Origin of the sequence: Paenibacillus mucilaginosus 3016, assembly GCF_000250655.1 — a bacterium.
GTDB lineage: Bacteria > Bacillota > Bacilli > Paenibacillales > NBRC-103111 > Paenibacillus_G > Paenibacillus_G mucilaginosus.
This window is the reverse complement of the sequence record NC_016935.1, coordinates 1595088-1607385: the sequence shown is the minus strand read 5'-3', so window position 1 is coordinate 1607385 and position 12298 is coordinate 1595088. Positions and strand designations below refer to the sequence as shown.

7 protein-coding genes, 19 tRNA genes and 3 rRNA genes are annotated in these 12298 nt (G+C 54.4%); 1 reads left to right on the top strand and 28 read right to left on the bottom strand.

The window, feature by feature from the left end; all coding sequences use genetic code 11:
- Positions 1-113 precede the first annotated feature (113 nt).
- From PM3016_RS07240 to PM3016_RS07220, 5 genes are all read right to left on the bottom strand, one after another.
- On the bottom strand, positions 114-566 hold the full coding sequence (locus PM3016_RS07240; RefSeq protein ID WP_013914802.1) for a flavodoxin: 453 nt from the start codon (positions 564-566) through the stop codon (positions 114-116).
- 274 nt (positions 567-840) lie between these two features.
- Positions 841-1800, bottom strand: a complete 960-nt coding sequence (locus tag PM3016_RS07235) for an alpha/beta hydrolase (RefSeq protein WP_014368932.1) — start codon at positions 1798-1800, stop codon at positions 841-843.
- Positions 1801-1844: 44 nt separating this feature from the next.
- A complete protein-coding gene (locus tag PM3016_RS07230) occupies positions 1845-2207 on the bottom strand; it encodes a YunC family protein (protein WP_014368931.1) in 363 nt (120 codons plus the stop codon).
- A gap of 175 nt (positions 2208-2382) precedes the next feature.
- Entirely contained in the window at positions 2383-2838 is a 456-nt protein-coding gene (locus PM3016_RS07225; RefSeq protein WP_014368930.1) for a DUF423 domain-containing protein, read from the bottom strand.
- Positions 2839-3062: 224 nt separating this feature from the next.
- Positions 3063-3365 (bottom strand): hypothetical protein, encoded by a 303-nt coding sequence (locus PM3016_RS07220; RefSeq protein ID WP_413783324.1) that lies wholly within the window; start codon positions 3363-3365, stop codon positions 3063-3065.
- 235 nt (positions 3366-3600) lie between these two features.
- Here PM3016_RS07220 and PM3016_RS07215 point away from each other — a divergent pair, with 235 nt between their 5' ends.
- Positions 3601-3816: a hypothetical protein gene (locus PM3016_RS07215; protein WP_013914796.1), complete on the top strand. Its 216-nt coding sequence runs from the start codon at positions 3601-3603 to the stop codon at positions 3814-3816.
- Between the two features lie 101 nt (positions 3817-3917).
- Here PM3016_RS07215 and PM3016_RS07210 read toward each other — a convergent pair whose 3' ends face one another.
- The 23 genes from PM3016_RS07210 to PM3016_RS07095 form a co-directional block, all read right to left on the bottom strand.
- A complete protein-coding gene (locus PM3016_RS07210) occupies positions 3918-5057 on the bottom strand; it encodes a sensor histidine kinase (RefSeq protein ID WP_014368929.1) in 1140 nt (379 codons plus the stop codon).
- A gap of 452 nt (positions 5058-5509) precedes the next feature.
- Positions 5510-5583: transfer RNA gene (locus PM3016_RS07200), tRNA-Pro, on the bottom strand.
- A 5-nt stretch (positions 5584-5588) separates the two neighbouring features.
- Positions 5589-5662, bottom strand: a tRNA-Arg gene (locus tag PM3016_RS07195).
- A 10-nt stretch (positions 5663-5672) separates the two neighbouring features.
- Positions 5673-5743 (bottom strand) — tRNA-Cys (locus PM3016_RS07190).
- 14 nt (positions 5744-5757) lie between these two features.
- Positions 5758-5832 (bottom strand) — tRNA-Gly (locus PM3016_RS07185).
- 5 nt (positions 5833-5837) lie between these two features.
- Positions 5838-5924, bottom strand: a tRNA-Leu gene (locus PM3016_RS07180).
- 13 nt (positions 5925-5937) lie between these two features.
- Positions 5938-6023, bottom strand: a tRNA-Leu gene (locus tag PM3016_RS07175).
- A gap of 17 nt (positions 6024-6040) precedes the next feature.
- A tRNA-Lys gene (locus tag PM3016_RS07170) sits at positions 6041-6113 on the bottom strand.
- An 8-nt stretch (positions 6114-6121) separates the two neighbouring features.
- A tRNA-Gln gene (locus PM3016_RS07165) sits at positions 6122-6196 on the bottom strand.
- 13 nt (positions 6197-6209) lie between these two features.
- Positions 6210-6285 (bottom strand) — tRNA-His (locus tag PM3016_RS07160).
- 34 nt (positions 6286-6319) lie between these two features.
- Positions 6320-6396, bottom strand: a tRNA-Asp gene (locus PM3016_RS07155).
- A 12-nt stretch (positions 6397-6408) separates the two neighbouring features.
- Positions 6409-6485 (bottom strand) — tRNA-Met (locus PM3016_RS07150).
- Between the two features lie 21 nt (positions 6486-6506).
- Positions 6507-6582, bottom strand: a tRNA-Val gene (locus tag PM3016_RS07145).
- A gap of 4 nt (positions 6583-6586) precedes the next feature.
- A tRNA-Asn gene (locus PM3016_RS07140) sits at positions 6587-6662 on the bottom strand.
- 18 nt (positions 6663-6680) lie between these two features.
- Positions 6681-6765 (bottom strand) — tRNA-Tyr (locus PM3016_RS07135).
- A gap of 10 nt (positions 6766-6775) precedes the next feature.
- Positions 6776-6851 (bottom strand) — tRNA-Thr (locus PM3016_RS07130).
- A gap of 5 nt (positions 6852-6856) precedes the next feature.
- Positions 6857-6932 (bottom strand) — tRNA-Val (locus PM3016_RS07125).
- Between the two features lie 8 nt (positions 6933-6940).
- Positions 6941-7012, bottom strand: a tRNA-Glu gene (locus PM3016_RS07120).
- A gap of 17 nt (positions 7013-7029) precedes the next feature.
- Positions 7030-7105, bottom strand: a tRNA-Ala gene (locus tag PM3016_RS07115).
- A gap of 19 nt (positions 7106-7124) precedes the next feature.
- Positions 7125-7201, bottom strand: a tRNA-Ile gene (locus PM3016_RS07110).
- A gap of 43 nt (positions 7202-7244) precedes the next feature.
- Positions 7245-7361: ribosomal RNA gene (rrf, locus tag PM3016_RS07105) — 5S ribosomal RNA — on the bottom strand.
- 96 nt (positions 7362-7457) lie between these two features.
- A 23S ribosomal RNA gene (locus tag PM3016_RS07100) occupies positions 7458-10387 on the bottom strand.
- A 263-nt stretch (positions 10388-10650) separates the two neighbouring features.
- Positions 10651-12187: ribosomal RNA gene (locus PM3016_RS07095) — 16S ribosomal RNA — on the bottom strand.
- The 16S, 23S and 5S rRNA genes sit together here with 19 tRNA genes alongside, the layout of an rRNA operon.
- Between the last annotated feature and the right edge of the window lie 111 nt (positions 12188-12298).

Below are 12298 nucleotides of genomic sequence, written 5' to 3'. Positions count from 1 at the left end.
AAGAAAAATACCCCTGGAGGAAGACAGTTGTCCCATACGGGCATTCCATCCTCTCTCTAGGGGTACTTCTTGTACGGCCTGCGGGCCTTCCCGCGTTCGACCGCCTTGCCGGCTTACGCCGTTACCTGCAGGGAACGGGCCAGCGTTTCGCCGAGCGACTTGCATACTTCCTTATCTTCGGAGGAAGGGCCGAGCTCTACCTTCAGGCCTTCCGTTACGATCTCCGCTCCACGTTCCTGCAGCTTCTCGATCAGCGTATCGACTGCTGCCCCGTAGGCAGAGTAGGAAGAGTCGCAGGACCCGAAGACAGCAGCCTTCTTACCGGCCAGATCGACTTCCTCCAATTCGTCATAGAAATCGAGGAATTCATCCGGCAGGTCTCCATCTCCCCACGTGTAGGCACCAAGGATGATCCCATCATAGCCCGCCAGCTCGGACGCATTCGTATCCATTACATTTTTTTGCGTCAGCTCGGCTCCGGCAGCCTGAACTCCCTCTGCCACCGCATCCGCCATATCCTCCGTGTTTCCGGTCATGCTGGCGAACACCAGAATTACCTTTGCCATGATTGATCCGCTCCTTCTCTCCGCTATCCGATGATAATGATATTCAATATCATAACAAAGAGAATGATAATCGTTATCACTTTAACTGTCAATAGTTTCCCCTTGATTTTTTATCGGAATTACCAAGAGTTACGGCATCTCCGTCCTTTAAGGACCATGCGCGTTAATAAGGAAGATACGATTACAGAATGGAGCCTTGGTGAGATACACATTATTTTATTTGACAAAAAAAAATACCCGGTCCGCTGCCGGCCGGGTTTCAAGGTTCGTTTATTCATTTTTGTGCTCGCTGTACCGCTGCCGCTCCTTGAAGCCGCGTCTCCAGCCAGGCCAGCACATCTCTAGTGACTTCCTCCCGGTTGATTTCATTCAGCAGCTCGTGCCTTCCTCCCGGGTAGAGCTTCACCGTGACTTCTTTCATTCCCACGGCCCGGTAGAGCGCCTCCAACCGGCGAATTCCCTTCCCCCTCATCCCCACGGGATCCCGGTCACCCGAGATGATCAGCAGGGGCAGCTCCTTCGGAATCCGTTCCAGCTGCCCCCTCCGATGCAGCTCAGCCAGGCCTGTGAAAAATTCGACCCAAAACTGGGCGGGAAACACGGCACCGCAGTCCGGGTCGGCCGCATAGCGGTCGACTTCTTCCGGATCCCGGCTGAGCCAGTCGAACGGCGTACGGACCGGCCGGAAGCCCCGGTTGTAGCCCCCGAAGGTAAGCTGCGTCAAGAGCGGACTCCGGTGCTCCGCTCCTTTGCGGGCGGCCACCCTCTTGGCCAGCCAGATGCCCAGATGAAGCTGGCTTCCCTGGGGGCCGTTCGAGCCGGAGAGAATGACGCCGTCCACCTTCTCCGGGTACGTATACATATAGCGCTGGGTCAGGAACGAACCCATGCTGTGTCCGAACAAGAACACGGGAAGCTTCTTATGCCGCTCCCGGATCAGCTCCGTCAGCTGCGCCATCCCTGCGCACATGAGACGGAAGCCGTCCCTCCCGATGCTGCCGAGCTTCGAACGGTCTCCTGCCGTCCTGCCGTGTCCCCGGTGGTCGCCGGCATAGACCGCATAGCCGGACGCCGTAAGCGCTTCGGCGAACCGGCGGTAGCGCAGGGCCGTTTCGGCCATGCCGTGAGCAATCTGTACCACTCCTCGCAGGGCCGCATCCTCCTCCGGAAGCCACACATAAGTATGGATGGGCACCCCGCCTTCATCCTTGTATGTAAATTCATCGCTGCGCATGCTTTCCCCCTCCGCAGCTCCTGTGTCAGCTGCCGTTTCCCTCATTATAGGACTGGCTTCCCCCAAAAAGAAAGCCGCAGGGGCGGCTCCCGCAGCTTCATGCCTTTAGACATCAGAGACACCGCGTCGCGCCCCTTCATGCCGGGAACGATACCAAGCGCTTCAGCACCGTAGGTGACCGACTCCAGCGGAGCCTCAAGCAGCTCTTCGATTGTCCGGACGCCTGTCGCCCGGGCCGCAATGATACCGCGCTCCTTCAGCTTCTCATTGAGCAGTCCGACATCCAGCGCGCCGCACATGATATACCCTTTATCCGTCGTGACCACGAGCAGCGTTGTCTTCGGCAGCTTCACCTCGATCGCGAGTGCAGTGCGTCCGTCCAGTTCGACCGGTTCCATACGCATCATGACCTTGTCTCCCCCTTTACGCCCGTATGCTTTCACTATATGTCAAGGGAGAGATCGTGGTTACGTGCCATTCGCCTGAGTCGCCGGGCAGCGCAGAACCCATTTCCAGCGACTTTCGGATCCACTCCTCCGTTGCCGGCTCGCTATGCTACTACTTACTATCCTCACATCTTTCTTAACAAAAAAGAGAGGCCTCTCCCGGCCTCCCCCTTCTTCCGGAGAGTCTCCCTCCGATCGCCTCCATATTACTTCGCGGCAGACCCAGCGCCTCGGCAGGCCAGGAACAGGCTGATCCAGCCGAACAAAAAGCCACCCCGCCGATCGGCGTAATTGCTCCAAGGATGCGCAGGTCCGTCAGCGCCATCACATACAGACTGCCTGAGAAAATAATAATCCCGGTCAGCATCGCCCAGCCCGCACGGCGCAGGTGTCCCGTCGCTGGAAGTACAGCGGACGCAAGGCCGATGACCGTCAAGGCCAGCGCATGAAACATATGATATTGAACGCCGGTCTGGTAATTGGCGAACATCGCCGCGCTGATATTCTCTTTCACCATATGGGCACCGAAGGCACCGATGGCCACCGCCAGGAACCCGCAGATCGCTCCGATTCGAATAAAGGTCCACTTCATGAACATCACCCCCGTTCTTAAGTCTACCGTATCCGGCCCACCCTGCGTCAAATGAACATTCCCTGCGTTTCCCCTCCTGCCAGCAGAGTTCACCGAAAGTTCATTCTCTATGCCTTTCCTTAACACAAAACAGCCCGGCAGCGGCACCTCCTAGGCGCTGCTGACCGGACTGCCCTTTTCATCTATACGGGACTTCCACTTGGAAACACATCCATCGTGTATCTTCAAACCTGTCCGATGTCGTGCTGTCCCACAATGAGGGTAACCGGCTCCAAGAAGACACGGGTACTGGTCGGGGTCGTCATCAGATCAATTTCCACATCAACCACCGTGTAGCGCTGATGCTTGCCTTCCCGCTTGTCCAGGACCACATCGAACTCTCTCAAGCCCAGCTGGTATGCGAGTACGGAAGAACCTACCGAGATCGCTGGGGCATCGAACTCCCCGCGGTTGAACAGCGTTTGCGTCAGAATTTCTTCATTCATATCCACAATCTTGACCTCTTGGCAGATGATGTATTTCATCATGCTCCTCCTCTGTCCGGGGATGCGTGTGTTGGCTATCTATCTTTTGTTACCCCGGGTACCCTGTTTTTATTCAACATTCCTCATAAAACTCCTGCTGCCCTATACCCGCAGACGAATATTTATCCTCTGCCGCGGCCCCTCACCCAAGCCTTCTGCAAAAATGTTTCCGCACCCCTGCCGGGCTGTCGCCAACCTCCGGGCTTCGTCATATGATGCATCATCCAAGGCGTGGGAGATGAATGACGTGAGCAAGGCAAAGAACAGCAAAGCCAAGAAGAATACTCCTGCCTCCTCCATCGACAAAACGCAGTTCATGATGAAGGTGGTCACCTCTGATGTGTGCGCGCGTTGCCGCAAGTGTGAACGAGGTTTGCGGTATCTTGAGAAGATGTCCCAGCCCGGAATGATCGGCAAAGGCGTGCCCTGCATCCTCACCAAAGGAAGAGCGTAGACTTAGCGCGTCCCTTTCCCCTTCCTTGCAGCATCTCCTTCTACCGGACCGTCCGGGATGTAGGAACAGGCCGACTGCTTCCGCCGGACCGGCCGCAAGACTCAGCCTTCCACACTGTGCGTACGGAAAGTGAGAAGGAAGGTAGTCCGCTTCGGTCCGGTGACACAGCCGATTTCCCCGCCGTTCTTCTGCATGATGGTTTTGCATACGGCAAGGCCGAGTCCGGTGCCCTCCTCCTTATCCGTCACGAAGGGTTCGAAGAGCTCGTCCAGGATGCGGGGATTTACCTCCGGCCCGTTATTGGCGATTTCAAGAATATAGCAGCCGGGTCTGCTGTAGCCGCAGATATGCATCTCCTTCTCATACTTGACTTCTTCCATGGCATCTAGACCATTGTTAATGACATTCGAGAGAACCTGCTGAACCGCTACCTTTTGTATGTACAGATCGGCATCGTCCTCCAGGTCGATGACGAGGTTGACGTTTTCGCTTAGGAATCTCGGGTTAAGCAGGGAAATGACCGAATCCAGCAGCTGCTTGGCCGTAAGCCGGATGACCGGCTCCTCAATGACGCGCTTCTTGGAAAAGCTGAGGAACCCGGTGATCTGCATATTAATGTTCTCAAATTCGTTTTCCACTACACTTAAATATCGAATTGTTTTATCTGAGCTTTCCTGGGCGGACAAGCTTTCCCGAATGAGCTTCAAGAAGCCTTTGATGGAGGTGAGCGGGTTACGGATCTCATGCGCCATGCTTGCCGCCATCTTCCCGATCAGGCTGAGCCTGTCGTCATGGAGCTGGGTCAGTGCGCGTTCCTTGTCCTTTAGCCTGGAACTGGTCCGTTCTATGTAATGGGAGCACACCATTTCTTGAATATACTCAATCCGCCTGATGATAACAGCCAGGAACGGAATAGGATTAGGAATTTCCGGCTCCACCTTGCTCTCCAGCACATCGAACACGGCCGCCCTCCAATAGGCAGTGCTTCGGAAGATGTGATGCAGCGGCAGCCCCCGGTCAACCAGGTTACGCGACCATAGAGGCACTCTCTCGTTCAACTCATGCGTTTCGACAGGAATGTGAAGATCGACCGTAAAGTCGAAATAATATTCCGCCTGTCTCCGCAGCTCCTCTGAACCGTAAAAATCGGGGAATGCTTCAGTCAACAGCGAATACCAGCGTGTAATGATCTCATCCCTGCTGCTTTTGATCACTTGCAGTTCCTTGTCAAATTCCGCCATACTGCCTCCACCCTGCGTCAATTATACTGACAGACGCTGCTGTCTCATCACCTATTATCCTATTACTATTAAAATATCATATTCTATTTGCCGAACAAAGCCTGTATTCGAAAATACTCCAAAATCGTCGGATACTGGAAAAAAAATTCATGGACATGCCGCAGCAGGTTTGACTCCTCCCAGCCCTTCCCCCCATTCGCATGCTGCCATTTCACCAACGCGCACATCTCCCAGAGCGCGTAAAGCCGCATGGCGATGCTGGACCACCCGTATTCAGCGGCCATACTGCGCCGCTGTCCTTCATGGTACACACCGCGGCTTATCCCGAGCCATTTCTTTGTTGTCATTCATAAGCATAGGCGCCGGCCATTGGTTCACCCATCCCTTTGGGCCAAGAGGGAGTGTAAAACAAAAAGAGCCCATTCGCATGGACTCTTTCTTGTACTTCATTATCGGGATGACACGATTTGAACATGCGACCCCCTGGTCCCAAACCAGGTGCTCTACCAAGCTGAGCTACATCCCGTCAAGCGTTCCCTGAGAGATTCGAACTCCCGACCTTTTGATTCGTAGTCAAACGCTCTATCCAGCTGAGCTAAGGGAACATAAAGGCTAAGGCACCACCCAGATTCGAACTGGGGATAAAGCTTTTGCAGAGCTCTGCCTTACCACTTGGCTATGGCGCCTTATTAAGTAAAAATGGAGCGGAAGACGGGAATCGAACCCGCGACCCTCGCCTTGGCAAGGCGATGCTCTACCGCTGAGCCACTTCCGCAAAGATGGTGCGGTCGAGAGGACTCGAACCTCCACGGCTGTTACACCACTAGAACCTGAATCTAGCGCGTCTGCCAATTCCGCCACGACCGCATATAAAATTAGATGGTGCGGTTGAGAGGACTCGAACCTCCACGAGCTTACGCCCACTACCCCCTCAAGATAGCGTGTCTGCCATTCCACCACAACCGCATATAAAGTTAAAAAAGTGAGCCATGTAGGACTCGAACCTACGACACCCTGATTAAAAGTCAGGTGCTCTACCGACTGAGCTAATGGCTCATACCAAATGGCTGGGGATCTAGGATTCGAACCTAGGCATGACGGAGTCAAAGTCCGTTGCCTTACCGCTTGGCTAATCCCCAATAGGTTAAAAAATGGGGCGGTCGAAGGGAATTGAACCCTCGAATGCCGGATCCACAAACCGGTGCGTTAACCACTTCGCCACGACCGCCAAAAATTAAAACCGAACCGATGTAAAAGAAGAATGGCGGAGCCGACGGGATTCGAACCCGCGGTCTCCTGCGTGACAGGCAGGCATGTTAGGCCTCTACACCACGGCTCCACACAAAGAAATTGGTTGCGGGGGCAGGATTTGAACCTGCGGCCTTCGGGTTATGAGCCCGACGAGCTACCGGGCTGCTCCACCCCGCGTCAGTGATAAAGAACTATTTATGGTGGAGGCTGACGGGATCGAACCGCCGACCCTCTGCTTGTAAGGCAGATGCTCTCCCAGCTGAGCTAAGCCTCCATAATGGCTCCCCGAACAGGACTCGAACCTGTGACAACTCGATTAACAGTCGAGTGCTCTACCAACTGAGCTATCAGGGAATACTACAGAAAAGAAAGTGGTGGAGGCTGATGGATTCGAACCACCGAACTCGATGAGAGCAGATTTACAGTCTGCCGTGTTTAGCCACTTCACTAAGCCTCCGAAAAAACTATGGTGCCGCCGAGAGGACTTGAACCCCCAACCTACTGATTACAAGTCAGTTGCTCTACCAATTGAGCTACAGCGGCATAAGTGGTGGAGGCTGACGGGATCGAACCGCCGACCCTCTGCTTGTAAGGCAGATGCTCTCCCAGCTGAGCTAAGCCTCCATGGGAACTGACCCGTAGGGGATTCGAACCCCTGTTACCTCCGTGAAAGGGAGGTGTCTTAACCCCTTGACCAACGGGCCATACTAGATAAAGATCATGGTGGAGCCAAGCGGGATCGAACCGCTGACCTCCTGCTTGCAAGGCAGGCGCTCTCCCAGCTGAGCTATGGCCCCATGCGATTATAAAGTTATATGGTGGGCCCTAGTGGACTCGAACCACCGACCTCACCCTTATCAGGGGTGCGCTCTAACCAGCTGAGCTAAGGGCCCTTATGAAGTCTCATTGATACCTTTTCCCCACTTAAACGGGACCGCTTGGCGACGTTCTACTCTCCCAGGACCCTGCGGTCCAAGTACCATCGACGCTGGAAGGCTTAACGTTCGTGTTCGGGATGGGTACGCGTGGTTCCCTTCCGCCATCATCACCAAACGGTTGTTCAAGGCTTGTACCTTGAAAACTGGAAACGAAACTGCTAGCTGAAAACCTAACATCTATATTACTGCCACCGCTTCCTTGCAGAAGCTTGTGGATAAGCCCTCGACCGATTAGTATTCGTCAGCTCCACGCGTTGCCGCGCTTCCACCCCGAACCTATCAACCTCGTCGTCTACAAGGGGTCTTACATACTGGGAAATCTCATCTTGAGGGGGGCTTCACGCTTAGATGCTTTCAGCGCTTATCCCGTCCGTACTTGGCTATCCAGCCGTGCTCCTGGCGGAACAACTGGTACACCAGCGGTACGTCCATCCCGGTCCTCTCGTACTAAGGACAGCTCCTCTCAAATTTCCTGCGCCCGCGACAGATAGGGACCGAACTGTCTCACGACGTTCTGAACCCAGCTCGCGTACCGCTTTAATGGGCGAACAGCCCAACCCTTGGGACCTACTTCAGCCCCAGGATGCGATGAGCCGACATCGAGGTGCCAAACCTCCCCGTCGATGTGGACTCTTGGGGGAGATAAGCCTGTTATCCCCAGGGTAGCTTTTATCCGTTGAGCGATGGCCCTTCCATTCGGTACCACCGGATCACTAAGCCCGACTTTCGTCCCTGCTCGACCTGTTTGTCTCGCAGTCAAGCTCCCTTATGCCTTTGCACTCTTCGAATGATTTCCAACCATTCTGAGGGAACCTTGGGGCGCCTCCGTTACGCTTTAGGAGGCGACCGCCCCAGTCAAACTGCCCACCTGACACTGTCCCCGTACCGGATCACGGTACCAGGTTAGAACTCCGATACGATCAGGGTGGTATCCCAACGGCGCCTCCACCCAAGCTGGCGCTCAGGCTTCTCAGGCTCCCACCTATCCTGTACAGATCGTACCAAAGTCCAATATCAAGCTGCAGTAAAGCTCCATGGGGTCTTTCCGTCTTGTCGCGGGTAACCTGCATCTTCACAGGTATTAAAATTTCACCGGATCTCTCGTCGAGACAGCGCCCAAGTCGTTACGCCATTCGTGCGGGTCAGAATTTACCTGACAAGGAATTTCGCTACCTTAGGACCGTTATAGTTACGGCCGCCGTTTACTGGGGCTTCGGTTCACAGCTTCGGATTGCTCCTAACCGCTCCCCTTAACCTTCCAGCACCGGGCAGGCGTCAGCCCGTATACTTCGCCTTGCGGCTTCGCACAGACCTGTGTTTTTGCTAAACAGTCGCTTGGGCCTTTTCACTGCGGCCCCCTCGGGCTATTCACCCTACCGAGGCACCCCTTCTCCCGAAGTTACGGGGTCATTTTGCCGAGTTCCTTAACGAGAGTTCTTCCGCGCGCCTTAGCATGCTCTGCTCGCCTACCTGTGTCGGTTTGCGGTACGGGCACCTTCTCCCTGGCTAGAGGCTTTTCTTGGCAGCCTGAACTCATGACCTTCGGTACTTAAATTTCCCTCCCCATCACAGCTTAGCCTTACGATGTGCGGATTTGCCTACACATCAGCCTTACTGCTTGGACGAGCATCCATCAGCTCGCGTCACTATCCTTCTGCGTCACCCCATTGCTCATAACGGTTCACGGTGGTACAGGAATTTCAACCTGTTGTCCTTCGACTACGCCTTTCGGCCTCGCCTTAGGTCCCGACTTACCCTGAGCGGACGAGCCTTCCTCAGGAACCCTTAGGCTTTCGGCGGATCAGATTCTCACTGATCTTTTCGTTACTCATACCGGCATTCTCACTTGTATGCAGTCCAGCTGTCCTCACGATCAACCTTCAACCCGCATACAACGCTCCCCTACTGCCCGGGTGCAAACAAGTTTGCACCTTGGACTCATAGCTTCGGTGGTGTGTTTAGCCCCGTTACATTTTCGGCGCAGAGTCACTCGACCAGTGAGCTATTACGCACTCTTTCAATGGTGGCTGCTTCTAAGCCAACATCCTGGTTGTCTGTGCAACTCCACATCCTTTCCCACTTAACACACACTTGGGGACCTTAGCTGATGATCTGGGCTGTTTCCCTCTTGACAATGGATCTTAGCACTCACTGTCTGACTCCCGGGCATCACGTTTGCGGCATTCAGAGTTTGACTGGACTTGGTAACCCTTGGCGGGCCCCGCACCCAATCAGTGCTTTACCTCCGCAACGCTAACCCGAGGCTAGCCCTAAAGCTATTTCGGGGAGAACCAGCTATCTCCGAGTTCGATTGGAATTTCTCCGCTACCCCCACCTCATCCCCGAATTTTTCAACATTCGTGGGTTCGGGCCTCCAGTGCGTGTTACCGCACCTTCACCCTGGACAGGGGTAGATCACACGGTTTCGGGTCTACGTCCACGTACTATGTCGCCCTATTCAGACTCGCTTTCGCTGCGGCTGCGGCTTCTCACCTTAACCTCGCACGGGAACGTAACTCGCCGGTTCATTCTACAAAAGGCACGCCATCACCCATTAACGGGCTCTGACTTCTTGTAAGCACACGGTTTCAGGTTCTTTTTCACTCCGCTCCCGCGGTTCTTTTCACCTTTCCCTCACGGTACTGCTTCACTATCGGTCACCAGGGAGTATTTAGCCTTGGCAGATGGTCCTGCCGGTTTCCCACGAGGTTTCACGTGTCTCGCGGTACTCAGGATCCGTCTAGGGTGTTCGCAGAATTTCAGTTACGGGGCTTTTACCCACTCTGGCCGGCCTTTCCAGACCTGTTCGCCTACTCTGCTTAACCCACATTGACGTCCTACAACCCCAAGGAGCAAGCTCCTTGGTTTGGGCTGTTCCGCTTTCGCTCGCCGCTACTGACGGAATCACTATTGTTTTCTTTTCCTGAGGGTACTTAGATGTTTCAGTTCCCCTCGTATGCCTCCAATGCAGCTATGTATTCACTGCATGGTACATGCGAATTACCACATGTGGGTTTCCCCATTCGGACATCCCCGGATCAAAGCCTGCTTACGGCTCCCCGAGGCATTATCGTTGTTCGCCACGTCCTTCTTCGGCTCCTGGTGCCTAGGCATCCTCCGTGTGCTCTTAATAGCTTAACCTAATCGCTCGATGATTTTATTTTGCGTTCCGTTGAGCTTCGCTCAAAGGTCACTACCAAAATAAAACATCTCGCTAGGCAGCTAATAAAAAAACCATTAGATACTTCAGCTAGTTTGTTTCGTATATCCCAGTTTTTCAAAGGAACAAACTTCTTCATTGAAAGGCCATTGCACCTTTCAAAACTGAACACGAGTGAGTGTCCGCAGCTCAAGGGCTGCTATAAGATTTGTCCGCCACCCTGCAGGTGACATGGACTCCATAGAAAGGAGGTGATCCAGCCGCACCTTCCGATACGGCTACCTTGTTACGACTTCACCCCAATCATCTACCCCACCTTCGACGGCTGGCTCCCTTACGGGTTACCCCACCGGCTTCGGGTGTTGTAAACTCTCGTGGTGTGACGGGCGGTGTGTACAAGACCCGGGAACGTATTCACCGCGGCATGCTGATCCGCGATTACTAGCAATTCCGACTTCATGCAGGCGAGTTGCAGCCTGCAATCCGAACTGAGACCGGCTTCTAAGGATTCGCTCCATCTCGCGACTTCGCTTCCCGTTGTACCGGCCATTGTAGTACGTGTGTAGCCCAGGTCATAAGGGGCATGATGATTTGACGTCATCCCCACCTTCCTCCGGTTTGTCACCGGCAGTCACTCTAGAGTGCCCAACTCAATGCTGGCAACTAAAGTCAAGGGTTGCGCTCGTTGCGGGACTTAACCCAACATCTCACGACACGAGCTGACGACAACCATGCACCACCTGTCACCTCTGTCCCGAAGGAGGACCCTATCTCTAGGGCTTTCAGAGGGATGTCAAGACCTGGTAAGGTTCTTCGCGTTGCTTCGAATTAAACCACATACTCCACTGCTTGTGCGGGTCCCCGTCAATTCCTTTGAGTTTCACTCTTGCGAGCGTACTCCCCAGGCGGAGTGCTTATTGTGTTTACTTCGGCACCAAGGGTATCGAAACCCCTAACACCTAGCACTCATCGTTTACGGCGTGGACTACCAGGGTATCTAATCCTGTTTGCTCCCCACGCTTTCGCGCCTCAGCGTCAGTTACAGTCCAGAAAGCCGCCTTCGCCACTGGTGTTCCTCCACATCTCTACGCATTTCACCGCTACACGTGGAATTCCGCTTTCCTCTCCTGCACTCAAGTCTTCCAGTTTCCGGTGCGAACCGGGGTTGAGCCCCGGGCTTAAACACCAGACTTAAAAGACCGCCTGCGCGCGCTTTACGCCCAATAATTCCGGACAACGCTTGCCCCCTACGTATTACCGCGGCTGCTGGCACGTAGTTAGCCGGGGCTTTCTTCTCAGGTACCGTCATTCGCAGAGCAGTTACTCTCCACGACATTCTTCCCTGGCAACAGAGCTTTACGATCCGAAAACCTTCATCACTCACGCGGCGTTGCTCCGTCAGGCTTGCGCCCATTGCGGAAGATTCCCTACTGCTGCCTCCCGTAGGAGTCTGGGCCGTGTCTCAGTCCCAGTGTGGCCGATCACCCTCTCAGGTCGGCTACGCATCGTCGCCTTGGTGGGCCGTTACCCCGCCAACTAGCTAATGCGCCGCAGGCCCATCCGTAAGCCACAGGTTGCCCCGTGTTTCATGATTCCGGCATGCACCGAAACCAGCTATCCGGTCTTAGCTACCGTTTCCGGTAGTTATCCCGATCTTACAGGCAGGTTGCCTACGTGTTACTCACCCGTCCGCCGCTAAGCACCGAAGTGCTCCGCTCGACTTGCATGTATTAGGCACGCCGCCAGCGTTCGTCCTGAGCCAGGATCAAACTCTCCATTAAAGAAAAGCTGATGACTCATTACGGTTGACAATTGCGCCGCCGAAATCGGCATCACAATTGCAACTAGCTTGGCAGAAACTCATCGCTGAGTCTCTATATTTAACACTCACT